The sequence below is a fragment of the Sulfitobacter sp. M39 genome, from assembly GCF_021735935.1.
GTDB lineage: Bacteria > Pseudomonadota > Alphaproteobacteria > Rhodobacterales > Rhodobacteraceae > Sulfitobacter.
On sequence record NZ_WMDZ01000001.1, the window covers coordinates 55752 to 81668 of the forward strand.

At 63.4% G+C, this 25917-nt stretch carries 23 protein-coding genes and 2 riboswitches; of the genes, 19 read left to right on the forward strand and 4 right to left on the reverse strand.

Features of this window, described 5'->3' with window-relative positions:
• The first annotated feature begins 469 nt into the window (after positions 1 to 469).
• From GLP43_RS00330 to GLP43_RS00350, 5 genes are all read left to right on the forward strand, one after another.
• Positions 470 to 2683, forward strand: coding sequence for an NADP-dependent isocitrate dehydrogenase (locus GLP43_RS00330; protein ID WP_237277747.1), 2214 nt, complete (start codon positions 470 to 472; stop codon positions 2681 to 2683).
• A gap of 216 nt (positions 2684 to 2899) precedes the next feature.
• Positions 2900 to 4384 carry a phosphomannomutase/phosphoglucomutase gene (locus GLP43_RS00335; RefSeq protein WP_237277748.1) on the forward strand — a complete coding sequence of 495 codons (1485 nt, stop codon included), beginning with the start codon at positions 2900 to 2902 and terminating at the stop codon, positions 4382 to 4384.
• 91 nt (positions 4385 to 4475) lie between these two features.
• Positions 4476 to 5600, forward strand: a complete 1125-nt coding sequence (gene gmd / locus GLP43_RS00340) for a GDP-mannose 4,6-dehydratase (RefSeq protein ID WP_237277749.1) — start codon at positions 4476 to 4478, stop codon at positions 5598 to 5600.
• A 4-nt stretch (positions 5601 to 5604) separates the two neighbouring features.
• Positions 5605 to 6573 (forward strand): GDP-L-fucose synthase, encoded by a 969-nt coding sequence (gene fcl / locus GLP43_RS00345; protein WP_237277750.1) that lies wholly within the window; start codon positions 5605 to 5607, stop codon positions 6571 to 6573.
• 54 nt (positions 6574 to 6627) lie between these two features.
• A complete protein-coding gene (locus GLP43_RS00350; RefSeq protein WP_237277751.1) occupies positions 6628 to 8049 on the forward strand; it encodes a mannose-1-phosphate guanylyltransferase/mannose-6-phosphate isomerase in 1422 nt (473 codons plus the stop codon).
• A 74-nt stretch (positions 8050 to 8123) separates the two neighbouring features.
• On the opposite strand, the gene GLP43_RS00355 is transcribed toward GLP43_RS00350, so the two are convergent.
• Together GLP43_RS00355 and GLP43_RS00360 are read right to left on the reverse strand one after the other, a co-directional pair.
• Complete coding sequence (locus GLP43_RS00355; protein WP_005850072.1) at positions 8124 to 8669, reverse strand: biotin transporter BioY; 546 nt, start codon at positions 8667 to 8669, stop codon at positions 8124 to 8126.
• Between the two features lie 95 nt (positions 8670 to 8764).
• Entirely contained in the window at positions 8765 to 10225 is a 1461-nt protein-coding gene (locus GLP43_RS00360) for a cobyric acid synthase (protein WP_237277752.1), read from the reverse strand.
• 166 nt (positions 10226 to 10391) lie between these two features.
• Positions 10392 to 10609: riboswitch (cobalamin riboswitch) on the forward strand.
• Between the two features lie 94 nt (positions 10610 to 10703).
• Between GLP43_RS00360 and GLP43_RS00365 the strand changes: the two genes are divergently transcribed.
• From GLP43_RS00365 to cobJ, 7 genes are read left to right on the forward strand one after another with little or no spacing between them, the layout of a single operon-like run.
• Positions 10704 to 11084, forward strand: a complete 381-nt coding sequence (locus tag GLP43_RS00365; RefSeq protein WP_074637282.1) for a DUF1636 family protein — start codon at positions 10704 to 10706, stop codon at positions 11082 to 11084.
• Positions 11081 to 12115 carry a cobalamin biosynthesis protein CobW gene (gene cobW, locus GLP43_RS00370; protein WP_237277753.1) on the forward strand — a complete coding sequence of 345 codons (1035 nt, stop codon included), beginning with the start codon at positions 11081 to 11083 and terminating at the stop codon, positions 12113 to 12115. Before GLP43_RS00365 ends, cobW begins: the two co-directional genes overlap by 4 nt.
• A gap of 6 nt (positions 12116 to 12121) precedes the next feature.
• The gene (gene cobN / locus GLP43_RS00375; protein ID WP_237277754.1) at positions 12122 to 15382 is read left to right on the forward strand and encodes a cobaltochelatase subunit CobN; all 3261 of its coding nucleotides are present in this window, start codon (positions 12122 to 12124) and stop codon (positions 15380 to 15382) included.
• Complete coding sequence (gene cobG, locus GLP43_RS00380; protein ID WP_237277755.1) at positions 15379 to 16521, forward strand: precorrin-3B synthase; 1143 nt, start codon at positions 15379 to 15381, stop codon at positions 16519 to 16521. The genes cobN and cobG overlap by 4 nt, the downstream gene beginning before the upstream one ends.
• Entirely contained in the window at positions 16522 to 17151 is a 630-nt protein-coding gene (locus tag GLP43_RS00385) for a precorrin-8X methylmutase (protein ID WP_237277756.1), read from the forward strand.
• A gap of 2 nt (positions 17152 to 17153) precedes the next feature.
• Positions 17154 to 17870, forward strand: a complete 717-nt coding sequence (locus tag GLP43_RS00390; protein ID WP_237277757.1) for a precorrin-2 C(20)-methyltransferase — start codon at positions 17154 to 17156, stop codon at positions 17868 to 17870.
• A complete protein-coding gene (gene cobJ, locus GLP43_RS00395) occupies positions 17867 to 18604 on the forward strand; it encodes a precorrin-3B C(17)-methyltransferase (protein ID WP_237277758.1) in 738 nt (245 codons plus the stop codon). Before GLP43_RS00390 ends, cobJ begins: the two co-directional genes overlap by 4 nt.
• On the opposite strand, the gene GLP43_RS00400 is transcribed toward cobJ, so the two are convergent.
• On the reverse strand, positions 18580 to 19329 hold the full coding sequence (locus GLP43_RS00400; RefSeq protein WP_237277759.1) for a cobalt-precorrin-6A reductase: 750 nt from the start codon (positions 19327 to 19329) through the stop codon (positions 18580 to 18582). The two genes, cobJ and GLP43_RS00400, sit on opposite strands and share 25 nt — an antisense overlap.
• Here GLP43_RS00400 and cbiE point away from each other — a divergent pair.
• From cbiE to cobF, 7 genes are all read left to right on the forward strand, one after another.
• Entirely contained in the window at positions 19328 to 20524 is a 1197-nt protein-coding gene (gene cbiE / locus GLP43_RS00405) for a precorrin-6y C5,15-methyltransferase (decarboxylating) subunit CbiE (RefSeq protein ID WP_237277760.1), read from the forward strand. The genes GLP43_RS00400 and cbiE overlap by 2 nt on opposite strands.
• Positions 20521 to 20880 carry a cobalamin biosynthesis protein gene (locus GLP43_RS00410; RefSeq protein ID WP_005850087.1) on the forward strand — a complete coding sequence of 120 codons (360 nt, stop codon included), beginning with the start codon at positions 20521 to 20523 and terminating at the stop codon, positions 20878 to 20880. Before cbiE ends, GLP43_RS00410 begins: the two co-directional genes overlap by 4 nt.
• The gene (cobM, locus tag GLP43_RS00415) at positions 20877 to 21662 is read left to right on the forward strand and encodes a precorrin-4 C(11)-methyltransferase (RefSeq protein ID WP_237277762.1); all 786 of its coding nucleotides are present in this window, start codon (positions 20877 to 20879) and stop codon (positions 21660 to 21662) included. The genes GLP43_RS00410 and cobM overlap by 4 nt, the downstream gene beginning before the upstream one ends.
• Positions 21659 to 22984 carry a cobyrinate a,c-diamide synthase gene (locus GLP43_RS00420; protein WP_237277763.1) on the forward strand — a complete coding sequence of 442 codons (1326 nt, stop codon included), beginning with the start codon at positions 21659 to 21661 and terminating at the stop codon, positions 22982 to 22984. The genes cobM and GLP43_RS00420 overlap by 4 nt, the downstream gene beginning before the upstream one ends.
• The gene (gene cobA / locus GLP43_RS00425; protein WP_237277764.1) at positions 22981 to 23697 is read left to right on the forward strand and encodes a uroporphyrinogen-III C-methyltransferase; all 717 of its coding nucleotides are present in this window, start codon (positions 22981 to 22983) and stop codon (positions 23695 to 23697) included. The genes GLP43_RS00420 and cobA overlap by 4 nt, the downstream gene beginning before the upstream one ends.
• A 28-nt stretch (positions 23698 to 23725) precedes the next feature.
• Positions 23726 to 23939: riboswitch (cobalamin riboswitch) on the forward strand.
• A 72-nt stretch (positions 23940 to 24011) separates the two neighbouring features.
• A complete protein-coding gene (locus GLP43_RS00430; protein ID WP_237277765.1) occupies positions 24012 to 24695 on the forward strand; it encodes an energy-coupling factor ABC transporter permease in 684 nt (227 codons plus the stop codon).
• Positions 24696 to 24756: 61 nt separating this feature from the next.
• Complete coding sequence (gene cobF, locus GLP43_RS00435) at positions 24757 to 25509, forward strand: precorrin-6A synthase (deacetylating) (protein ID WP_237277766.1); 753 nt, start codon at positions 24757 to 24759, stop codon at positions 25507 to 25509.
• 7 nt (positions 25510 to 25516) lie between these two features.
• Here cobF and cueR read toward each other — a convergent pair whose 3' ends face one another.
• Positions 25517 to 25903: a Cu(I)-responsive transcriptional regulator gene (gene cueR, locus GLP43_RS00440; RefSeq protein ID WP_005850098.1), complete on the reverse strand. Its 387-nt coding sequence runs from the start codon at positions 25901 to 25903 to the stop codon at positions 25517 to 25519.
• Positions 25904 to 25917 lie beyond the last annotated feature (14 nt).

A 25917-nucleotide genomic window follows, 5' to 3' on the forward strand; every position in this document is an offset into this window, starting at 1 on the left:
GCGCGGTCCGGCAGTGGTCACACATGCCCCGCAATTGTTATTATTGCGGCGCTTCAGCATTTTTTACAAACTTTATCAAAAATCAAAGTAAACCAGTTCGTTGCCTCGGGATTTGGGTGCGCTTAGCGACATCGGCTTTGGTTTGCGACCCAGAATTACACCGAATCACCTGTTACCAGAGGGCACACCCCCCTTGATGGTTGAACAATTGGGCAGAGCGACACGGTATGGGTATATTGTCTCACTTACCGCGTGTGTGAGCGTTAACGGTATCAACCCCGCTCTGCCCGCGGACAGGCGAGTGATTCGTTTTGCAATGCTGCGGGGGGCGCTATGTGGTGTCCGGGGCAATGCCCTGCGCGTTTCGCCGCCGCTGGCTGCAGTTTCGCGGCCTTCCCGACGCGGGGGAGGTGGATATTTCAAACTAAGTGTACTATCGCATACCAAACTTCAGGAAAGGCTGGATACCATGGCTGATACACAGACACCCGACATCATTTACACGCAGGTCGATGAGGCCCCCGAACTGGCAAGCTATTCGCTGCTGCCGATCATCCGCAGCTTTGCCGATGCGGCAGGGGTTTCTGTGGGCACCCGTGATATCTCTTTGTCGGGGCGTATTCTGGCGGCCTTCCCCGACGCGCTGACCGAGGCGCAAAAACAATCCGACGATCTGGCGATTCTGGGCGATCTGGTGAAAACGCCCGACGCCAATGTGATCAAGCTGCCGAATATCTCTGCCTCGGTGCCGCAGCTGGTGGCCGCGATCAAGGAATTGCAGGGTCAGGGCTATGCGCTGCCCGACTATCCCGAAGCGCCAAGCACCGACGCGGAAAAGAAAGCCCGCGCGGCCTATGACGCGATCAAGGGCTCTGCGGTGAACCCCGTTCTGCGCGAAGGCAACTCTGACCGTCGCGCGGCCAATGCGGTCAAGAAATACGCGATGGCGAACCCCCATTCGATGGGCACATGGTCCAAGGACAGCAAAACCAAAGTATCGTCGATGTCGGGCGGTGATTTCTTCTCGAACGAGAAATCCTTGACACTGACCGACGCGCAGGCCGGTGCGGCCAAGATCGTGCATGTTGCTGCCGACGGGACCGAGACCGTGTTGAAGGAGGGCGTATCCTTCCCCGCGGGCACTGTGGTCGACACCACCTTCATGTCTGCCAAGGCGCTGGACACATTCCTGGCCGAGCAGATCGAAGAGACCAAGAAAGACGGCACGCTGTTCTCGTTGCACATGAAAGCGACGATGATGAAAGTGTCGGACCCGATCATCTTTGGCCACGCTGTGCGGGAATACCTGAAGCCCGTCTTCGACAAATACGGTGACGCGCTGAAAGCGGCGGGTGTGAACCCGAACGCAGGCATCGGCGACATGATGGAGCGGATCAAGGACAACGCCGAGATCACCCAAGCCGTCAAAGACGCGATGGATGCACGCCCGCCGATGTATATGGTGAATTCCGACAAAGGGATCACCAACCTGCACGTACCATCCGACGTGATCATCGACGCGTCCATGCCCGCGCTGATCCGCGCTGGCGGCAAAGGCTGGGGCCCCGACAACAAGGAACACGACACCAACTGCGTGATCCCCGACAACTCATATGCTCCGGTCTATGAAGAAAGCATTAATTACTTCAAGGAAACCGGCGCGCTGGACCCGACCACCTCGGGCACAGTGCAGAACATCGGTTTGATGGCGCAAAAAGCCGAGGAATACGGGTCGCACCCCACCACGTTCGAGATCCCCGCTGACGGCACCGTGAAAATGATCGCCGCCAATGGCGACGTGATTTCCGAGCACAGCGTCGAGGCAAACGACATCTGGCGCGCGGCCTCGGCCCGCAAGGCCCCGATCGAGGATTGGGTGCAGCTGGCCATCGACCGTCAGAAAGCCGAGGGCTGCGAGGCGATCTTCTGGTTGGACGAGAACCGCGCCCATGACGCAGAGCTGATCGCCTATGTGAAGCCGATCCTTGAAGCCAAGGGCGTGGCCGACAAGTTCCAGATCATGTCTCCCGCCAAGGCCACGCGGCAAACGCTTGAGACAATCCGCAAGGGCGAGAATTCGATCGCGATCACCGGCAACGTGCTGCGCGACTATCTGACCGACCTGTTCCCCATTCTGGAACTGGGCACCTCGGCCAAGATGCTGTCGATCGTCAAGCTGATGCAGGGCGGTGGCTTGTTTGAAACCGGTGCGGGCGGGTCTGCCCCCAAGCACGTGCAGCAGCTGGTTGAAGAAAACCACCTGCGGTGGGACAGCCTGGGCGAGTTCTGTGCGCTTGGGGAAAGCCTCAAGTTCCTCGCGGACCAGAAGGACAATGCCAAGGCCGCCGTCCTGGGCAAAGCCGTAGATGCCGCGACCCAGGGCATTCTGGACAACAACAAATCCCCATCGCGCAAAGTGGGCGAGCCGGACAACCGCGCCAGCCACTATTACTTTGCCCTCTATTGGGCACAGGCGCTGGCCAGCCAGAGCGACGACGCCGCATTGGCCGAGCATTTTGCCCCCATCGCCGAAAAACTGGCGGTGAATGAGGACAAGATCATGGCCGAGCTGGCAGAGGTTCAGGGCAAGCCTGTCGATCTGGGCGGGTATTTCCATTCGGACCCCGCCAAGACCGAAGCGGTGATGCGCCCGTCGGCCACGTTGAACGCCATCATCGGCTAAGGCACCTCAGCATCGCGACCTATCCGCCCCGTCCTTTTGCAAAAGGGCGGGGCGTTTTCTTTGGGAACCATTCGCAGGCACTGCCGGTTGTTTGACCGGCACCTTGCCGCCCCGTCGGCAACAAACCGTCCCGCGCCCTTGCTGTCAGTTGATCCCTGTACGCATTCCTTCTATCGAAGAGGGCAGTATTTTAACGCTGATAGATCAGGATATTTCATGACCAAGCCGTTGCCCAAAGTCACGCCGAACACATGGGAATTTCTGCGCGACCCCATGATCGCCCCCACCGGTTTTCGCGAATATGACGCGCGCTGGCAGTACCCCGAAGCGATCAACCTGCCGGGCATCACCGCGCTTGGCCTTGGTCTGGGCACGCAGATGCAACAGCGCGGGATCGAGCCCGTTATCGCTGTCGGCAATGATTACCGCGACTATTCCCTATCGATTAAAAATGCGCTGATTTTGGGCCTGATGCAGGCGGGTATTCACGTTAAGGATATCGGCCCCTGCCTGTCGCCCATGGCCTATTTCGCGCAATTCCATCTGGATGCGCCTGCGGTGGCGATGGTCACCGCCTCGCATAACCCCAATGGCTGGACCGGCGTGAAGATGGGCTTTGAACGCCCGTTGACCCACGGCCCCGACGAGATGGCAGAGCTGCGCGATATCGTGCTGGAAGGGCGTGGCGAACAGCGCGAAGGCGGCAAATATGAATTCGTCGATGGCGTGCGCGAAGCCTATCTGGATGATCTGGTGGGTGACTTCAAAATGACCCGTAAGCTCAAGGTCGTCTGCGCCACGGGGAACGGCACCGCCGCCGCTTTTGCGCCCGAACTGTTCCGCCGTCTGGGGGTCGAGGTGGTCGATAGCCACAACACGCTGGATTACACGTTCCCGCATTACAACCCGAACCCCGAAGCGATGGAAATGCTGCATGATATGTCCGACAGCGTGAAAGCCTCGGGCGCGGATTTCGCGCTTGGGTTTGACGGCGACGGCGACCGCTGCGGCGTGGTGGATGACGAGGGCGAAGAGATTTTCGCCGATAAGATGGGCGTCATCATGGCGCGCGATCTGTCCGCGATTTACCCCAACAGCACGTTTGTCGCCGATGTCAAATCGACCGGGCTTTATGCCTCTGACCCTGTTTTGCAGGCCAATGGCGTTACGGCGGACTATTGGAAAACCGGCCACAGCCACATGAAACGGCGGGTCAAACAGTTGGGCGCGCTGGCGGGGTTCGAGAAATCCGGCCACTACTTCCTGGCTGAACCCATCGGGCGCGGCTATGACTGCGGCATGCGCGTCGCGGTCGAAGTCTGCAAACTGATGGACCGCAACCCCGACATGAAGATGTCGGACCTGCGCCGCGCCCTGCCCCACACATATTCCACCCCCACCATGTCGCCCTATGCGTCGGACGAGGACAAATACGATATCCTCGACCGGATCGTCGCCAAGTTGAAAGACGTGACCGAGTTGGGCGGCCGCCCCGTTAAAGAGGTCGTGGCCGTGAATGGCGCGCGGGTGATCCTGGACAACGGCAGCTGGGGACTGGTGCGCGCCTCTTCGAACACGCCGAACCTTGTGGTGGTCTGCGAAAGCTCTGAATCCGAAGACGAATTGCGCGCGATCTTTGCCGATCTGGACGCGGTGATCCGGACAGAGCCGGACGTTGGCGATTACGATCAAACCTTCTGATTGCATCAAGACTCGCCAGAATCCTCTAAGTTGAGTAAATGTTGATGTGTCTGCCCCCTCGGGCAGGCACATTTTTTGTTTAGGGGCCCTGATGGTAAAACGCGCGCTGATCACCGGCATCACCGGTCAAGACGGGTCCTATCTGGCGGAGTTGCTGCTGGACAAAGGATATGAGGTGCACGGGATCAAGCGGCGGTCGTCATCTCTTAATACGCAGCGGATTGATCATATTTATCAAGACCCTCACGAGGATGACCCCGATCTGATCCTGCATTATGGCGACCTCACCGACAGTTCAAACCTAACGCGGATCATGCGCGAGGTGCAGCCGGACGAGGTCTATAACCTTGGCGCGCAAAGCCATGTCGCGGTCAGTTTCGAGACGCCCGAATATACGACAGAGGTGAACGCCAACGGGGCCCTGCGGCTGTTAGAGGCGATCCGGTTTCTGGGGTTCGAAAAAAAGACCCGTTTTTACCAAGCATCAACTTCTGAGCTGTATGGCTTGGTCCAGGAGACACCACAGACGGAGGAAACACCCTTTCACCCGCGCAGCCCCTATGCGGTTGCCAAGATGTACGCCTATTGGATCACGGTTAATTATCGCGAGGCCTATGGGATCTATGCCTGCAACGGCATCCTTTTTAACCATGAGAGCGCCCGCCGGGGCGAAACCTTTGTCACGCGCAAGATCACGCGCGGCTTGGCCAATATCGCGCAGGGGTTGGAGGGGTGTCTTTATATGGGCAACCTCGACGCGCTGCGCGATTGGGGCCACGCCAAGGATTATGTGCGCATGCAGTGGATGATGCTGCAGCAGGACGTCGCAGAGGATTTCGTGATCGCCACGGGCGTGCAGTACTCTGTGCGCCAGTTCATCACCTGGTCGGCGGCAGAGCTGGGGATCATCCTGCGGTTTGAAGGGACGGGCGTGGATGAATGTGCGGTTGTCGATAGCGTCATTGGGGAGGATGCCCCCGCGGTCAGCCGCGGCGATGTAGTAATGCGCATTGATCCGCAGTATTTCCGCCCCGCCGAGGTGGAGACGCTGCTGGGGTCACCCGCGAAGGCGAAGAAAAAACTCGGGTGGGAACCGCAGATCACGGCGCAAGAGATGTGTGCAGAGATGGTGGCGAATGACCTGAAGGTCGCACGACGGCATGCACTTTTGAAAGAGCACGGTCTGGATCTGCCGATCCCGCTTGAGAACGGGTAGGCCCATGCGGAAGATCTATATCGCAGGGCATCGCGGCATGGTCGGGGGAGCGATCTTGCGGCAGTTGCAGGCGCGCAAGGATGCTGGGGAGGCGTTGGAGCTGGTGACGCGCACCCGTGCGGAACTGGACCTGACCGATCAGGCAGCGGTGCGTGAGCTTATGCGGGCTGAGGCACCGGATGTGTTGATCCTCGCCGCCGCCAAGGTTGGCGGGATCATGGCGAACAACACATATCCCGCTGAGTTTATTTACGAAAACCTGATGATCGAATGTAATGTGATCCATCAGGCGTTCGCCGCTGGTGTTCAACGACTGCTGCAACTGGGCAGCTCTTGCATCTATCCGCGCGACGCGGCGCAGCCGATGGCGGAAGAGGCCCTGCTGACCGGCCCGCTAGAGCCCACGAACGAGCCCTACGCCATCGCCAAGATCGCGGGCATTAAACTTTGCGAAAGTTATAATCGGCAATATGGCGTGGATTATCGCAGTGTGATGCCGACGAACCTTTATGGGCCGGGGGATAATTTTCATCCGGAGAACAGCCATGTTTTGCCCGCCCTGATCCGCCGCTTCCACGAGGCCACGCGCGACGGGGCGGCGGAGGTCGTGATTTGGGGCAGCGGCAAACCGATGCGGGAATTCCTGCATGTGGACGATATGGCGGAAGCGTCGCTGTTTGTGCTGGGCCTGCCGCGTGATGCCTACGCTGCGCAGACGCACCCGATGCAAAGCCATATAAACGTCGGTACGGGCCGCGACATCAGCATCGCGGCGCTGGCGCAGATGGTGGCGGAGGTGACGGGGTTCAAAGGGCGGCTGGTGTTCGATACGTCAAAGCCCGACGGGACCATGCGCAAGCTGATGGATGTCTCGCGCCTGGCGGACATGGGGTGGCGCGCGCGGGTCGATCTGAAAGACGGGCTGCGGGAGACGTATGATTGGTTTTTGCGACAGGATCGCCTGCGCAGCTAAATCTCTCGCATTTGATTAATCTCTCGTTAGAATTTTTCAGATTAACTGCCTCTCATGATGCACGCTATTCTCCTTTGCGGCGGGTCGGGTACACGTCTTTGGCCCCTGTCGCGCAAATGCTACCCCAAACAGTTTGCCAAGCTGATGGGGGATGAAAGCCTGTTCCAGATTTCGGCAAAGCGTCTGACCGGCCCCGGATTCGCCCCTCCGATTGTGGTGACTGGCGACCCGTTCCGGTTCATCGTGACCGAACAACTGGCGCAGGTGGAACGGGCGGCGCAGGCGATCCTGATCGAACCCGAGGGGCGCAATACCGCCCCTGCGATCCTTGCCGCGGCGCTGTATATTGCGCGCAGTGACGCGCAAGCGCTGATGCTGGTCGCGCCGTCAGATCATGTGATCCCCGACTGCGATGCTTTTGCCCAGACCGTACAAGCCGCGGTGCCGCGCGCGCAGGCCGGTAATCTGGTGACCTTTGGCATCACGCCTACGCGGGCCGAAACCGGCTATGGCTATCTTGAGCTGGCCGAGGGGGCGGACGCGCGCGCCAGAACCCCGCAACCCCTTGCGCGCTTTGTCGAAAAGCCGGATCGCGCACAGGCGCAGGGGATGCTGCAGGCGGGGAATTTCCTGTGGAACGCCGGGATCTTCCTGTTCACGGCGCAGACGATAATTGCGGCCTATCAGACCCACGCGCCCGAGATGGTGCGCGCGGTGCGCGCATCGCTTGACGGGGCGACTTCTGATCTGGGGCTGACCCGTCTCGCGCCCGAGGCTTGGGGGCAAGCCGATGATATCTCTATCGATTATGCAATCATGGAGAAGGCGGACAACCTCGCGGTGATGCCGTTCGCCGCCGGATGGTCCGACCTGGGCGGTTGGGATGCCGTCTGGCTGGAAAGCGGGCCGGACGCGGCGGGAAATGTCTGTTCTGACAATGCCACGGCGATTGATTGTGCGGGCACGCTGCTGCGGTCTGAAACCGACGGATTGCAGCTGGTCGGCATCGGTTTGGACAATATCATCGCCGTCGCCATGGGCGATGCGGTGCTGGTGGCGGATAAATCGCAGGCGCAGCGGGTGAAGGAAGCGGTTGATGCGCTCAAGCAACGGGATGCCAGCCAAGCAGTGCAGCTGCCGCGCGACTATCGGCCTTGGGGGTGGTACGAAAGCCTTGTGATCGGCGGGCGGTTTCAGGTGAAGCGCATCGTGGTCAACCCCGGTGCAGCCCTGAGCCTGCAAAGCCATCACCACCGGTCGGAACATTGGATCGTGGTCGAAGGCACCGCGAAAGTGACCGTGGATGACACCGTGAAACTGATCAGCGAGAACCAGTCGATCTACATCCCGCTAGGGTCCGTGCACCGGATGGAGAACCCCGGCAAACTGCCCATGGTTTTGATCGAGGTACAGACCGGCAGCTATTTTGGCGAGGATGATATTATCCGCTACGAGGATGTCTATGCGCGGGCGTAAGGCTTCGTCTGTCCTGGCAACGAAAAAAGCGCCCCCTCTAGGGGCGCTTTCGCTGTTCCAGGCTTTGCGTCGGATCAGCTGCGCGACAGGACGCTGGCGGGGCGCGCTTTGGCCAGACCGCTGGTGATAAAGCCTGCAAGCACCGCTTTGATGATGTCACCGGGGATGAACACGGTCACCAGCGCGGCGGATTCAAGCAGTGATTTATCCAGCGCGATCGACAGGCCGATGATCCCGAAGATATAGAGCACGACGATCCCGCCGATGACCGAGGCAACCGCCGCAACGATGGTCAGCGAGGGCCCGTACCATTTTTCGACGATCAGGCCGGTGACAAAGGCCGCCACGGGGAAGCCGATCAGGAAGCCGGAGGACGGCAGCATGAAGGCACCCAGCCCACCGTTGCCACCGGCCAGAAGCGGCAGACCCAAAGCGACCAGCAGCAAGAAAAGCAGCACGGCCAGCGCGCCGCGTTTGGCCCCCAGCACGGTCCCGCAAAGCATGATGCCCAAGCTTTGCGCCGTGATTGGTACGCCAAAGCCAAGCGAGAATTTCGGAATCAACGCAAGTGCTGCAATCAGGGCAGCGAACAGCGCAACGAGGGTCAGGTTACGTTCCATAACAAAGGGTCCTTTGCGTAAATTTGACGGCATGTATCCCCGCGATCACAAAATTAAGCAAGCGTCGTGATCGTGACCAAAGGTCAGCGCTGGCGTTATGCAACCGGTGCGGCACAGGCCAGCAGGGCGGACACGTCCAGATGGGTTTCCATATGGTCAGCCAGCGCGTCGAGCGTATCTTCTACGGTCTGACTGTAGGAGCTCGGCCCTGCCCTCAGCCCCAGTTGCGCCAACCAGGCACTGCGGAAACTATCGTTGGTAAAGAGCCCGTGCAGATAGGTGCCGGTGATCTTGCCATCGCGCGACCCTGCCCCGTCGGGGATGCCGTTGATATGCGCAAAGGGCATGGCGCAATCGGCCCCCACCGTCTGCCCGATGTGGATTTCATAGCCGTCGATCTGCGTGCCCGTGGCGGCATGGTCGGCGGTGACGCGGGTCAGGGTCTTGTCCGGGGCCATGCGGGTTTCGACATCCAGCAAGCCCAGCCCCTCTTCGCGCCCTGCAGGCCCCTCGAAGCCCTGCGGATCCTCGATAAACCGGCCCAGCATCTGGTAGCCGCCGCAAATTCCCAGCACCGCGCCGCCGCGCCGCACATGAGCATAAAGGTCGATGTCCCAGCCTTGGGCGCGCAGAAAAGCCAGATCGCCGCGGGTGGATTTCGTGCCCGGCAGGATCACAAGATCGGCGTCCGCGGGCAGCGGCGTGCCGGGGGGGACCATGGTCAGCCGCACCGAAGCCTCCGCCGCCAGCGGGTCGAGGTCGTCGAAGTTCGAGATGCGCGAGAGCATGGGGCAGACGATGTGGAACCCGCCGTCGGAGGGGGCGCGCGACAGGTCCACCGCGTCTTCGGCAGGCAGCAAATGCGCATTGGCAAACCACGGCAATGTGCCGAACCCCGTCCAGCCGGTGCGGCGTTCAATCTCGCGGTAGCCTTCGTCAAAAAGGCTCACATCGCCGCGGAACTTGTTGACTAGAAAGCCGGTGATCATCGCCGCGTCCTGCGGGTCCATCACCACTTGGGTGCCGACGATCTGGGCGATGACGCCGCCACGGTTGATGTCTCCGGCCAATACAACGGGTACACCTGCGGCGCGGGCAAAGCCCATATTGGCAAGGTCGTTCTGGCGCAGGTTCACCTCTGCCGGGCTGCCGGCGCCTTCGACGATGATCAGGTCGGCGCTTTGCCCGAGGATACCGAAGCTTTCGAGCACGGGGGCCATCAACCCTGCCCGGGCCTTGCTGAAGTCACGCGCTTGCAGGGTGCTGTGGCGCTGCCCTTGCACGATCACCTGCGACCCGCTGTCGGTTTCGGGTTTCAGCAGGATGGGGTTCATATGCACCGACAGGGACCGCCCGCAGGCAATCGCTTGCAGGGCCTGTGCGCGGCCGATCTCTCCGCCGTCCTCGGTGACGGCGGCGTTGTTCGACATGTTCTGCGGTTTGAACGGCGCGACCGAAAGCCCCCGACGCGTGGCCGCGCGGCACAGGCCCGCCACCAGCATGGATTTCCCCACATTCGATCCGGTGCCCTGGATCATGATGGCGCGGGTGGGCATGGCGGGACCTCGTGTTTTTTGTGCAGCCCTTGGTGTCAGCCTGCGGTGATCCCGTCAAGCATCCGCGGGTGACGCTGCGCATTGGCCGCCAACGGGAAAATCCGCGCAAAGCGGGTTTGGCCCCTGCGTTATGACAGGCGTCGCTTGACAGGGGCGGGCAAATGACCAATGCAGGGCGTATGTTGGTTCCTGTCCCAGACAGGCGAAGAGGGAACGCGATACGCATTGATCCAGCCTTGGGTCAGCGCCAAGCGCAGCCGCCCCCGCGACCGTGACCGGAGAGAACTTTCAACCACTGGCCCAAAGGCTGGGAAGGTGAAGGTTCGCAAGGCAAGCTGCCTTAGATCCGCAAGCCGGGAGACCTGCCAGCATAGTTTGTAACGGGCGAACGGGGTGTTTCGCGACTGGCCTAGAACGCTGTTCGCATGTCGTTCGCTGCTGGCGATCCCCCTTGGCCCATCGACGTATGAGGCAAGATATGACCACCACGGATCAACCGGTCACCGTCACCATCTGCACCACCTGTCGCGCAGGTCAGATCACCGCCGAGGACGCGCCGCGCCCCGGGCAACAGCTGTTTGACGCGCTGTCGGGGCATCTGCCCGACGGTGTGCAGCTGCGCGGTGCCGAATGTCTGTCGGCCTGTTCTCGGGGCTGTTCGATGGTCCTGTCGGGTGGCCCGTCGCGCTGGACCTATGTGTACGGCGATCTCGACACTGACGCGCATTTGTCCGATATCGTGAATGGCGTCTCTGCCTATGCCCAGACATCTGATGGCGTGGTGCCCTGGCGCGAACGCCCCGTGGTCTTCCGCAAACAATCCATCGCCCGCATTCCCCCACAGGAGCCTACCGAATGACCAACCTTACCAAAATCCCCGTTACCGTGATCACCGGCTTTCTGGGCGCTGGCAAAACCACCTTTATCCGTCACCTGATGGAGAACGCGGGCTCCAAGCGTCTGGCCGTGCTGGTCAATGAATTCGGCACCGCCGGTGTGGATGGCGACATCCTGAAATCCTGCGCGATTGATAATTGCCCCGCCGAGAACATCGTCGAACTGGCAAACGGCTGTATCTGCTGCACCGTGGCCGATGACTTTATCCCCACGATCGAAGCGCTGATGGCCCTGCCTGAAACGCCTGATCACATCCTGATCGAGACGTCGGGGCTGGCGCTGCCAAAGCCCTTGCTCAAGGCGTTTGACTGGCCCGCGATCCGGTCGCGTATCACCGTGGATGGCGTGATCACCCTGGCCGATGCCGAAGCCGTGGTCAGCGGGCAGTTCGCCCCCGATCTAGAGGCCGTGGCCGCACAGCGCGATGCCGATGACAGTCTGGACCACGAAACGCCGCTGTCCGAAGTCTTTGAGGACCAGATCGCCTGCGCCGACATCGTGCTGCTGTCCAAGGCCGATCTGGCGGGCCCCGAGGGCGTCGAGGCCGCGCGCAAGGTGATCGAGGCGCATGCGCCGCGCAAGCTGCCGATCATTCCGATGACCGAAGGCGTGATCGACCCCCGCGTTGTGCTGGGTCTGGAAGCTGCCGCCGAAGATGACATCGACGCGCGCCCCAGCCACCACGACGGGCATGACGATCACGAACATGACGACTTTGAAAGCGTGGTGATCGACATGGGCGAAGTCGCCGATGTCGCCACGCTTGAGGCCGCCATTCTGCGCTTGGCGCGCGAGCAGAAAATCCTGCGCGTCAAAGGCTATATCGCCGTTCAGGACAAACCGATGCGTCTGCTTGTGCAGGCCGTGGGCGAGCGCGTGCGCAGCCAGTTCGACCGCCCTTGGGGGGACATGCCGCGCCGCAGCCAACTGGTTGTGATCGCAGAGCATGATCACGTGAACGAAGCCGCGATCCGCGCGGTGCTGGAGGGCTAAGCCGCCATGCATGTCGTCTTTCGCGAAAGCCACGGACTGGACCAAAGCGATCTGCCCCAAGACCTGGGGCAGACGCCGGCGGATCTGGTGGTGCTGTCCTTTTCGGACAGTGATCTGGGGGCTTTCGCGGCGGGCTGGCATCGGGCCGAGGGGGGCTTGCCGTCGTTGCGGCTGGCCAATCTGGTCGCGCTGAAACATCCGTTGTCGGTCGATACCTATGCCGAACAGACCCTTGCGGGGGCCAAGGCGGTATTGGTGCGGCTGATCGGGGGGGAAAGCTATTGGCCCTATGGGCTGGCGACCTTGCAGGATATGGCGCGCAAACAGCAGATCGCGCTGGCGGTGCTGCCTGCGGACGGGCAACCCGACCCGCGGCTCGACGCGTTGTCGACGCTCCCCCATTCGACGTTAAGACGCTTGCAACATCTGTGCGATACGGGCGGCGCGGTGGCTGCGCAGGCGGCACTGGCGCAGCTGTCGCTGGCCGCGGGGCTTTATGCGGGGCCGGCCAAAGGGGCCAAGACCGTGCCCGAGGCGGGGTTCTACCGCCCCCATACCGGTGTGATCCCTGCGCCGGAACCATCCGATAAGCCGTGCGCGATTGTGACCTTCTACCGGTCCTATTTGACGGCTGCCGATACCGATCCTGTGGATGCGCTGATCACCGCACTCGACGCCCGTGGCTTTGACGCCGTGGGGCTCTTCGCGCCCAGCCTCAAGGGGGACACCGCGCCGTGGATCGCGCAGCAGATCGCCCGGCTTGATCCGGCGGTGATCGTGAACGCCACCGCTTTCTCCGCCCAGCGCGGGCCGGATGAACCCTCGGTCCTGGGCGCATCGGATTGCCCCGTGGTGCAGGTCGCCTTATCGACCGCGCGTCGGCGCGATTGGGCCGGATCAGAGCGCGGGCTGTCGCCCACCGATCTGGCGATGCATGTCGTCTTGCCCGAGGTCGATGGCCGTCTGTTCGGAGGAGTCGTAAGCTTCAAGCAGCCCGGCAAACGGGACGAGGCGCTGCAATACAGCCGTTTCGCCCATCGCGCCGACGCGAACCGCGTGGATTTCATCGCCGATCGCGTGCAGCGCTTGCACCAGCTACGGGTGCAGGACAACGCGGCAAAGTCGGTGGGGGTGGTGCTGTCCACCTACCCCGGCAAAGACTGGAACATGGCCCATGCGCTGGGGCTGGATGCGCTGGCCTCCCTGCGGGAGATGACGGCGCAGCTGGCGGCACAGGGCTATGACGTGGATGCGCAGGACTTTACCGATACGCAAACGGTTGCCAGCCGTCTGGGCACCGAAACGCTCCGCTGGCCGCTGGCAGAGTATGAGGCCGCGCTTGCAAAGCTGCCACAGGCGTTGCGCGAGGATCTGATCGAAAGCTGGGGCGCGCCGCATGATGATCCTCTGTTTCACGACGGGGCGTTCTGTTTTCCGGCGCTGCGCAGTGGCAAGCTGCTGGTCGCCTTGCAACCCGAACGCGGGGCGCTGGCCGAACGTGATGATGACTATCACGATCTAAGCCGCACGCCGCGCCCGGGCTATGTCGCCTTCTATCTGTGGCTGCAACAGCAGGCGGATGCGATGGTGCATGTCGGAGCCCATGGCACACTGGAATGGCTGCCAGGCAAATCCGTCGCCCTGTCTGACGCCTGTTGGCCCGAGGCGCTGATTGGCCCGATGCCGGTGATCTATCCCTTTATCGTCAATGACCCCGGTGAGGCCGCGCAGGCCAAACGCCGTATCGGGGCCGTGACCGTGGGCCATATGCCTCCCCCTTTGGTGACATCGAAACTGCCCGATGCATTCGGACGGTTGGAACGGCTGCTGGATGAATACTCGACCGCGGACGGGCTGGACCCTGCGCGGCGCGACCGGCTGATCGCCGATATCCGAGCCGAGGCGCAGGGCCGCGGGGTTGAACAGGACCTCGGCCTTGATGCCAGCGCCAGCGCGGCAGAGGCGCTGACCCGCATTGACCGCTTCGTCTGCGACATCAAGGAAACACAATATGGCGACGGGCTGCATGTCTTTGGCGCAGGCGATCATGGGACGGGCGAGATCGACGGGCTGATCGCGGCGCTTTCGGCGCGGTTTGTGCCCCCTGGCCCGTCGGGATCACCCTATCGCGGGCGCAGCGATGTGTGGCCCACGGGGCGTAACCTGTTTACCACCGATCCACGGGCTGTGCCCTCGCGTGCGGCCTATACCCAAGGGGTGAAGCTGGCCGAGGAATTGTTGCGCAAGCATTTGCAGGATCACGGCGACTGGCCCAAAGGGTTGGTCATGGACATGTGGGGCTCTGCCACCATCCGCACGGCGGGCGAGGAGTTTGCCATGGCGCTGCATCTGGCGGGTCTGTCCCCCCGCTGGGATGACGGCAGCGACCGTGTGAGCGGGTTCGACATTCTGCCGCTTGCGCTGTTGAACCGTCCGCGCATTGACGTGACCCTGCGGGTGTCGGGCCTCTTCCGCGATATGTTCCCCGGTCTGGCGCAGTTGTTCGAGACGGCAATTGCCAAGCTGGCCGAGCGTCCCGAAACGGCTGCTGATAACCCCTATCTGGTGCAAACCCCGCGTGTCTTTGGCCCGCGCCCGGGATCCTATGGCTTGGGGATCGGCACCGCGATGGACGACTATTCCGACGAGGCGCGCACGGCGGCGGGCGAGGCATGGCTGGCTGCGTCGTCCTACGCGATCGACGCGCGCGGAGAGATCACCTATGCCCGCGACGCGCTTGAGACGCAGCTGACGCGGGCCGATAGTTTCGTGCACCTGCAAGACCTGCCCGAGACCGATCTGCTGATGGCAGAGGATTACGCCGCCCATGAAGCCGGCTTTGCCGCAGCGATGCAGCGTTTGGGCAAGGGCGGGGCCGCCGCGCTATATCATCTGGACGCCACCCGCCCCGACCAGCCCCGTGCCCGCACCCTGACCGAAGAGCTCGCCCGTGTGGTGCGCGCCCGTGCCGCCAACCCCGATTGGGCCACTGGCATGATGGCGCATGGTTTCCGCGGTGCCGCCGAGATTGCCGCGACACTGGATCACCTTGCCGCCTTTGCGCATCTGGCGGGCGTCGTGCCGGACCATCTGTTCGACGCCATGTTCGATGCCACGCTGGGGCGCGATGATCTGGTCGACTTTATGCAGGACGCCAACCCCGAGGCACTTGCTGCATTGCGCGCGCGGTTTGATGCCTTGCACCGGGCGGGGCTTTGGACCTCGCGCCGCAACTCTGTCCTTGCCGAATTGGGAAGCCCCGCATGAGCGCGCCGCAGGTCTTTGGCTGGTGCCCCGGTGCGCTGCGGCCGATGATGTCGGGCGACGGGCTGGTGGTGCGGCTGCGTGTGCCGATGGGGCGGCTGAGCCCTGAGCAGATCCGCCGCGTGGCCACGCTGGCGCGCACCCATGGCAACGGGATGATCGACCTGTCGGCCCGCGCGAACCTGCAACTGCGCGGGGTGACAACGGATAGCCATGCCGCACTGGTTGACGGGCTGCGCGAGATTGGCCTTGTCGATGCCGATCTGGCGGCAGAGGCGCGGCGCAATATCACCGTGACGCCGTTCTGGCAGGATGGGGACGACAGCCACCGCGTGGCACAAGCGCTGGCCCATGCGCTTTCCAACGATGGCGCACCCGACCTGCCCAGCAAGTTCGGCTTTGCTATCGATTGCGGGGCGCGGCCTGTGCTGACGCGCACCTCCGCCGATATCCGGATCGAACGTAGTGCTGCTGGCCTGATCTGCCGGGCGGACGGGGCAGAGGTGGGGCAGTCGGTGTCCGTCGAGACTGCCGCAGATGCCGCACTGACGCTGGCCCGCTGGTTTCTGGACACCGGTGGCGTGACCGACGGGCGGGGGCGCATGGCCGCGCATATCGCGACGAAGGGGGCTCCTGTGGGCGCTGATACCGCCCCCCTGCCCGCTGCGCCCGTCCTTGAGCCGGGTGTGACCCCGCAAGGCACGCTTCTCGGGTTTGCCTTTGGCCAGACCACGGCGGAAAGCTTTGTGCAGCTGGCGGAGCTTGGCGCCCTGCGGCTGACCCCTTGGCGCATGGTGTTGATGGAAGGGGTCACCCCCTCGGCTCCTCTGCCCGATTTCATCACCGACGCCCGCGATCCGCGCCGCCGTGTGCAGGTCTGCACCGGTGCCCCCGGCTGTCGTCAGGCCCTGTCAGACACACGCCATGCGGCCCGCGCCATCGCCGCGCATCTGTCGCCCGACAGCGACGACACGATCCATATCTCGGGCTGCGCCAAAGGCTGCGCCCATCCCGCCCCTGCCCCCGTTACGCTGACCGCCAGCCATGACGGGCATTTCACCCTTATCCGCCACGGGCGCGCAGGCGATCCGCCGCAAAGCGCGCCGCTGACAGTGACCCAAATTCAAGACAGGAGGCTTTGAGTGCCCCACACCTACGAGACCAACGGTGCCGCGATCTATCTAGAGAGCTTTGCCACCATCCGCGCCGAGGCCGATCTGGCGCGGTTCACCCCCGATGAAGAACGTGTCGCCGTGCGGATGATCCACGCCGCCGGTCTGGTCGGGCTGGAAAAGCACGTACAGTTTTCTGAAAACATGGCGCAGATTGCACGGGCGGCGCTGGCGGACGGTGCGCCGATCTTATGTGATGCGCATATGGTGTCCGAAGGGATCACCCGCACGCGCCTGCCCGCTGACAACCAGATCATCTGCACCCTGCGCGACGCCAAGGTGCCAGAGCTGGCGAAGCAGATGGGCAACACGCGCTCTGCCGCGGCGCTGGAACTGTGGCGGCCGCATCTGTCGGGGGCCTTGGTAGCCATCGGCAACGCGCCCACGGCGCTGTTTCACCTGCTCAATATGCTCGAAGATCCCGACTGCCCACGCCCTGCGGCCATCATCGGTTGCCCCGTCGGCTTTGTCGGCGCGGCGGAATCGAAAGAGGCGCTGATGCAGGATTTGCCCGTGCCGTCGATGATTGTGCAGGGGCGTTTGGGCGGTTCGGCAATTACAGTCGCCGCGGTGAACGCGCTGGCCACGTGGAAGGAATAACGATGGGCAAGGTCATTTGCATCGGGCTTGGCCCCGGCGATCCCGAACTGATGAGCGTCAAGGCACATCGCCTGCTGACCGGCGCGCAGCACGTCGCGTTTTTTCGCAAACCCGGACGGCGCGGGCAGGCCCGCACCATCGTGGACGGCATCATGGCCGAGACGGCGGTGGAACATGCGATGGAATACCCCGTCACGACAGAGATCCACTTCAGCGATCCAGAATACAACCGTCTGCTGTCGGCCTTCTACGACGATTGGGCTGACCGTTTGACCGACCTTTCGCAGACCGAAGATGTGATCGTGCTATGTGAAGGGGACCCGTTCTTTTACGGGTCGTTCATGCATCTGCACAGCCGCCTTCAGGGCCGCGCCGAGGTCGAGATCGTGCCCGGCATCACCGGCATGTCGGGCTGTTGGACCGCGACGGGGCATCCGATCACTTGGGGCGATGATGTGCTGACGGTGCTCATGGCCACGCTGGACGAAGAAGAACTGACCACAAGGGCCGCCAATACCGATGCGCTGGTGGTGATGAAGATCGGGCGCAACCTTGATAAGTTGACGCGCGCTTTGACCAAGGCGGGCCGCTTGCAGGACGCATGGCTGGTCGAAAAAGGCACGATGGCGGGGCAGACGGTGCAAAAGCTGACGGAAGTCCCGGCCGAAGTGCCCTATTTCTCGATCGCGATCGTGCATGGTCAGGGGCGGCGCCCATGACCGGCTGGGTGCGCGTTGTCGGCCTTGGCCCCGGAGACGAGGCGCTGGTAACGCCAGAGGTGCGCGCCACCGTGGACGAGGCGACCGATATTGTCGGCTACATCCCCTATGTGCGCCGGATTGCCCCGCGCGACGGGCTGACCCTGCATGAAAGCGACAATCGGGTAGAGCTGGACCGCGCCGCACATGCGCTTGAGATGGCGGCCGAGGGGCGACGTGTGGTGGTGGTATCCTCGGGCGATCCGGGGGTCTTTGCCATGGCCTCTGCCCTGTTCGAGGCGTTGGAGAAAGGCCCGAAAGACTGGCTGGCGACCGATATTCGCGTCCTGCCCGGCATCACCGCGATGCTCGCGGCGGCGGCGCGGTTGGGGGCACCGCTGGGGCATGATTTCTGCGCGATCAACCTGTCGGACAATCTGAAACCCTGGTCGCTGATCGAAAAGCGGTTGCGGCTGGCGGGGGAAGCGGGCTTTGCCATGGCGTTTTATAACCCACGCTCGGCCTCGCGGCCGCATCAGTTCGCCACCGTGCTTGATATTCTGCGCGAGGCCTGCGGGCCGGAGACCTTGATCTCTTTCGCGCGCAACGTCAGCCATCCGGACGAGACATTGCGCACCGTCACGCTGGCCGAAGCGACGCCAGAGATGGCCGATATGCGCACGGTCGTGATCGTCGGCAACGCCGACACCCGCCGCGTCGGGACACATATCTACACGCCACGGTCCGTCGTATGATCAAGCCACGCCAGGATATCGTCGAGCCGCGCAAATGTGGTGCGAGGGGGCACCGCGGGGCGCTGGATCATCAGCACCCGCAGCCCCAGTTCGCGCGCGGCGATAAGCTTGGCCTCGGCCCCCGTGCCGCCGGCGTTCTTGGCGATGATCAGCGCGGTCCCATGGTCGCGCAGCAACGCGATATCTCCGGCCACGTCGAACGGTCCGCGGGCGAGGGTCACGGTCGTATGCGGCAAGGGCAGCGGCGCGGCGGGCTGGTCCACCAGCCGCAGCAGATAATGGTGCTGCGGATGGTCGGCAAAGACGGACAGCGCCTGCTTGCCGATGGCCAGAAAAACGCGCGTCGACACCTGCGGCAGCGCAGCGGCGGCGGCTTCGATATTTGGCAGATGGGTCCAATTGTCGGCGGCAGTCTCGGACCACGGGGCACGTTCAAACGCGGCCAGCGGGATGCCTGCCTGCGTGCTGGCGGCATGGGCGTTACGGCTCATCTGTGCGGCGAAGGGATGGGTCGCGTCGATCACACGGGTGATGTGGTTCTGCGCAATAAACGCCAACAATCCGGCCACGCCGCCAAAGCCACCCACGCGGGTGGGCAGCGGCTGCGCCACGGGGGCCGCCGTGCGTCCGGCATAGCTGAACAGCGCATCATCACCACGGTCGGCCAGCGCGCGCGCGAGGTTCGACGCCTCTGTCGTGCCGCCAAGAATGAGGGTGCGCGTCATGGCTGATCCTGTTGCTGCTTGGGTGACCCTGATTGGTCTGGGCGAAGATGGCCTTGCTGGGCTGACCAATGCAAGCCGAAAGGCGCTGGCAGAGGCCGACGTGATCTTTGGCGGGGCGCGGCATTTGGCGCTTTGTGACGCGGGGGCGCGGGGGCGCGAATGGCCGCTGCCGTTCAGTGTAGAGCCGGTGTTGGAACATCGCGGGCGTGCGGTTGTGGTGCTCGCCTCGGGTGATCCGTTCTGGCACGGCGTGGGCGGTTCGCTGGCGCAGGTGCTGGACCCGTCGGAATGGCGCTGCTTTCCCGCGCCGTCCTGCATGACGCTCGCCGCCGCGCGGCTTGGCTGGCGGTTGGAGGAGGTCACGACCCTTGGCCTGCATGCTGCCCCGTTCGAGGTGTTGCTGCCCCATCTGGCGGCAGGGGCGCGGCTGATCTGCACTTTGCGCGATGGTGCGGCCCCTGCGGCGCTGGCAGACTATCTGACCGCGCAGGGTTTCGGCGCGTCCCGCCTGACGGTGATGGAGGCGCTTGGCGGTCCGCGTGAAATCGCGCGCGCGGCCGATGCTGCGACGTTTGAACTGGACGGCATCGCCGCCCCTGTGGTGGTGGCGATTGCGGTGTCGGGGGGGGCTGGGATCAGCCACGCGCCCGGACGGCCCGAGGCGCTTTTTGCCCATGACAGCCAGATCACCAAATCCCCGATGCGCGCGTTGACGCTGGCCGCGCTGGCCCCCCGCGCGGGGGAGCTGCTGTGGGATGTGGGGGGCGGGTCGGGCTCTGTCTCTGTTGAATGGTGTCTGGCCGCGCCGCACGCGCAGTCCATCGCAATCGAGCCGCGCGAAAGCCGCTGCGAAAATATCACCGAGAACGCCCGCCGTTTTGGTCTCGCGGGCCGGATGCGCTGCGTTCAGGGGACGGCCCCCGATGCGCTGGCCGATCTGCCCCTGCCCGCTGCGGTCTTTCTGGGTGGTGGCGCGTCAGAGGATGTCTTGCAGGCGATCTGGCACAGGATCACGCCGGGCACGCGGCTGGTGGCGAATGCGGTTGCGCTTGAAACCCAAGCCTTGCTGATCCGCTGGCATGGGATGCACGGCGGGCAGCTGCTGCGGATTGACTTGGCGCAGGCGGTGCCCTTGGGCACCATGCAGGGCTGGCACCCCAGCCGCCCGCAACTGCAATGGAGCATCACCCGATGATCGTCGCGGGCATAGGATTGCGCGCGGATGCGACCGAGGCGGATTTACACGCGGCCCTTGCGCTGACGCGGCGCAGGCCGGACACGCTCGCGACCCTCGCGATCAAGGTGACACCGGCGCTGCGGCGCTTTGCTGACAGTCTGGGGTTGCCGCTGATCGAACTGTCGGAAGCCGATATCGCAGACATCCCGACGCGTACCGTGTCGCCGCGTGTGCAAGCGCGCTTCGGGACCGGATCACTTGCCGAGGCCGCCGCATTGCGCGTCGCCGGTCGCGGTGCCAAATTGACGACCTTGCGTGTGACCAGCCCCAATGGCATGGCCACCGTAGCTATCGCGGAAGGAATTGCCCCATGACTGTTCACTTTATCGGCGCGGGCCCCGGAGCCCCTGATCTGCTGACCCTGCGAGGGCGCGACCTGATCGCGGCCTGCCCTGTGTGTCTTTATGCCGGATCGCTGGTCCCGTCTGAGCTGCTGTCCTACTGCCCTGAGGATGCGAAGATCGTGAATACCGCGTCGCTGTCGCTGGACGAGATCATGGCAGAGATCAAAGCCGCCGATGATGCGGGGCAGGATGTGGCGCGGCTTCATTCGGGTGATCTGTCGGTCTGGTCCGCCATGGGCGAGCAGCTGCGCCGCTTGCGCGAGCTGGACATCGAGTATGACATCACCCCCGGCGTGCCCGCCTTTGCCGCTGCCGCCGCCGCTTTGGGGAATGAGCTGACGCTGCCCGGTGTGGCGCAGTCGCTTGTTCTCACGCGCACCTCGGGGCGGGCGTCGGCCATGCCCGAGGGTGAAACGCTCGAGAATTTCGCCGCCACGGGTGCCACTTTGGCGATCCACCTGTCGGTGCATGTGCTGGATGATGTGGTCGCGCGGCTCACCCCTCATTACGGAGAGGACTGCCCCGTCGCCATCGTCTGGCGCGCAAGCTGGCCGGATCAACGGGTGGTGCGGGCGACCTTGGGCAGCGTGATTGACGCCACCGACGGCGAACGCGGACGCACGGCGCTGATCCTTGTGGGCCGCGCGCTGACGGCAGAGGAGTTCCGCGAAAGCTGTCTGTACGCTGGCGATTACGACCGCCGCTTCCGCCCCGTCGGCACAGAGCCGCGCTTTCCCGAGGGCACAGAATGATCGAGACAACGCAACTGCCCAAGGGCCTGATGATCTCGGCCCCGGCGTCGGGCACGGGCAAGACCACGTTGATGCTGGGCCTGCTTAACGCGCTCAGCCGTCGCGGCGTCGACGTGCGCCCGTTCAAGAGCGGGCCGGATTACATCGACCCCGGCTTCCACCGCGCGGCCTGCGGGCGGTCGTCCTATAATATCGATAGCTGGGCTATGGGCTCGGGCGTGTTGTGCAATCTGATCGGCACCGCGAATGGCGGTGATTTGGCCCTGATCGAAGGGTCGATGGGGCTGTTCGACGGCGTGGCGCAACCGGGGGAAACCTCGAACGGGGCGAGCGCGGATATCTCTGCCATGACGGGCTGGCCGGTGGTGTTGCTGCTGGATGTGTCGGGTCAGGCGCAATCGGCTGCGGCCACCGCACTTGGGTTCAAGACGATGCGCCCGGATGTGCATGTCGCGGGTGTGGTGCTGAACAAGGTCGCCAGCCCCCGGCATGAGGCGCTGCTGCGTCTGGGGATGGAGCAAGTCGGCATCCCCGTTCTGGGCGCGCTGCCACGTCAGGGGTCGGTCACGCTGCCGGAACGCCACTTGGGTCTGGTGCAAGCCGAGGAACAGCCCGAACTGATGAAGCTGCTGGATGCGGCAGGTGATTTCATCACACAGCATATCGATCTTGATCTGATCGTCTCTGCCGCTCAAGGGCGCAGTATTCCTGACGGGCCAGATGTCTTACCCCCGCCCCCCGGTCAACGGATCGCTTTGGCCAAGGATGCCGCGTTTTCGTTCATCTATCCGCATTTGCTGGACCACTGGATCGCTGCGGGTGCGCAGGTGTTACCCTTCTCGCCGCTGGCGGATGAGGCACCGGACGACAGCGCCGACATCTGCTGGCTGCCCGGCGGCTATCCCGAGCTGCATGCCGGACGCCTTGCCGCTGCCGCGCAGTTCCGCGACGGCCTGCAACAGTTCGCCACAACGCGCCCGGTGCATGGGGAATGCGGGGGTTATATGGCGATGGGAGCCGGTTTGGTCGACAAGGAAGGCGTGCGTCACCAGATGGCGGGGCTGCTGGGGCTGGAAACCAGCTATGAGAAGCGCAAGATGCATCTGGGCTACCGGCTTGCCACGTTGAACGAACCCGGCCCCGGCTATGACGCGGGCGCGCGGTTGCGCGGGCATGAATTCCACTATTCTACGATCCTGTCGCAACCAGACACGCCGCTGGCGCGGGTGGTCGATGCCAATGGGGCCGAAGTGCCCGAGACAGGCTCGCGGCGCGGCCATGCCACCGGCACCTTCTTTCACCTGATTGCGGGGGCGTCATGAGCGGTTTTGTCTCTTTCGTCTCGTCCGGTCCGGGTGATCCCGAGCTGCTGACCGTGAAGGCGGTAAAGCGGTTGCAAGAGGCCGAAGTCGTGCTGTTCGACGATCTGTCGGCGGGTCCGATCCTTGAACACGTCTCGCCCGAGGCCGATCTGATCGGGGTAGGCAAACGCGCGGGACGGCTGTCTCCGAAGCAGGATCACGTGAGCCGCCTGCTGGTCGAACACGCCTTGACCGGCGCGCGGGTGGTGCGGCTCAAAAGCGGGGACGCGGGCGTGTTTGGCCGGCTTGAAGAAGAGCTGACCGCGCTGAAAGCGGCAGGCGTCGCTTTCGAGATCATCCCCGGTGTGACGGCGGCGTCTTCGGCGGCGGCGGCGGCGATGATCCCGCTGACACGGCGGCTGACCGCGCGGCGGGTGCAGTTTATCACCGGTCATGGCGAATCGGGGGCTTTGCCCGAAGATCTGAACATGGCGGCGCTGGCCGACCCAACGGCGACCACGGTCGTCTATATGGGGCGGCGCACCTTCGCCAGTTTCGCCGCGCGGCTGATCGAGGCGGGCTTGCCCCCTTCGACCCCTGCCCTGCTGGCAGAGGCGGTATCGACCCCCGATCAAAAGCTGAGCCGCCACACCGTGGAAAGCCTTGCCCATCTGCCGCTGGATCCCGCAACGTCAGCGCCAGCGCTGATCCTTTACGGGCCGTTGACCGAATAGATGACTTGACAAAACCAGCCCGAAAATGACCACCTATTCCGGACGGTTCCCCGTGCGCCTTCAGGCAATCGGGGTGAAAAGGGAATACGGTGCGGTGCCAAAGCAAAGGTGCCTAATCCGGAACTGCCCCCGCACCTGTAAGTGAAGAGCAACCCGCATTGCCACTGGGCCACATCGCCTGGGAAGGCGCGGCACGCATGGACGCACAAAGTCAGGAGACCTGCCGTCATGGGGATGATCCCCGATCCAATTGGCGGCCCCCCGGGGCGGCTTTCACATCATGCCGTCGGGGAAGACGGCAAGGAGACCTGAACATGCATATCGAACCCGAAGTCGTGACCGGCGCGAAGCTGGTCCTGTCCTATGGCACCGCCGCCGGTGCTGCGGCCTACACCGCGAAAACCGCGATGGACTCTGTCCGTGAAAAAGGCGTCGTGCCTTTTGCGGGCGGGGCTGTGGTGGCCACCGCGCTGACCTTTGTCTTTTTTCAGGTCTTCCCGCATTTCCCCGTGGGCGTGAGCGAAGTGCACCTGATCCTCGGCTCGACCCTGTTCCTGCTGTTCGGCGTGGCCCCTGCGGCTGCCGGTCTGGCGCTTGGTCTGCTGGCGCAGGGCATGTTCTTTGCCCCCATCGACCTGCCGCAATACACGATGAACGTCACCACGCTGCTGGTGCCCTTGTTCATGGTCTCGGCGCTGGCCAAACGCATCATCGCGCCCAACACCGCCTATGTTGATCTGACCTATGTTCAAGCGCTCAAGCTGTCGACCGCGTTTCAGGCGGGCGTTGTGGGCTGGGTGGCGTTCTGGGCCATCTACGGTCAGGGCTTTGCCGCCAGCAACATCGCCGCTGTGGCCAGCTTTGGCGGGGCCTATATGATGGTCATCCTGATCGAGCCGCTGGTGGATCTGGCCGTGCTCGCCGCCGCGAAAACCCTGCGCGATTTCGCGGGCAGCGCGCTGTTCACCAAGCGTCTGACACAGACTGCCGCTGAATAATCCAAGACCCGACGCGGCCCCCTACTCTACGGGCCGCGTTACCCCCTGCCGGAGCCTCAAGATGTTTACGCTTTCACTGATCGGCATCGGGTCCGGCAATCCCAAACACCTGACATTACAAGCCATCGACGCGCTGAATGCCTGCGATGTGATCCTGATTCCGTCCAAGGGCGCGGGCAAGGATGATCTGGCTGGCCTGCGGCACGAGATTTGCACCCAAGTGCTGCGGTCGGACGGGCCTGATATTCACGAATTCACCCTGCCCAAACGCGACGCCGCCAACCCTGATTATCACGCGGGCGTCCACGATTGGCACGATGCCATTGCGCAGGTCTGGCTGGCCGAGATGCAGCGCACCCTGCCCCAAGGCGGCCGTGTCGGTTTCCTCGTCTGGGGGGATCCGTCGCTGTATGACAGCACCCTGCGCATTGCGGAGCGGTTGCAAAAGGTCGTCACACTCACCGTCGATGTCGTGCCGGGGATTACCTCTCTTCAGGTACTGACGGCGGGCCATGCGATCCCGCTGAACACCATCGGCAATCCCGTCACGATCACCACCGGACGGCAGCTGCGCGATCATGGCTGGCCGCAGGGTGTGGATACGATTGCCGTCATGCTGGACGGCACCTGCGCCTTCGAGGTGTTGCGGCAGCACGGCGACGTGCACATCTGGTGGACCGCCTACGCCGGCATGCCGAACGAGCGTCGCATCGCGGGCCCGCTGGATCAGGTCTGCGACCGCATCATCGCAACGCGGGCAGAGGCCCGCGCCGCCCATGGCTGGATCATGGATATCTACCTGCTGCGCCGGTAGACGCGCGCTACAGCTTTTCGAGCCGTTGCAAGATCGGGCAATCGGGGCGGTCATCGCCAGCGCATTCGTGCACCAGATGGGTCAAGGTCTGACGAATATCTTGCAGGTCCGCGATCTTGCTTTCGATCTGCGCCAAATGTTGCTGGGCGATGGCACGCACGTCAGCGCTGGCGCGGTCCTGATCATCCCAAAGCGCCAGCAGGTCGCGGCAATTCTCGATCGTGAAGCCTAAGGCCCGCGCACGGCCCAGAAACGTCAGCTTGTGCACGTCGCTGTCGCAAAAGCTGCGGTACCCGTTGGTGTCACGCGCGGGCGTGATCAGTCCGATGTCTTCGTAGTAGCGGATGGTCTTGGCAGGCAGACCTGCGCTTTTCGACACGTCACCGATGTTCATAGACGTCTCCTTTC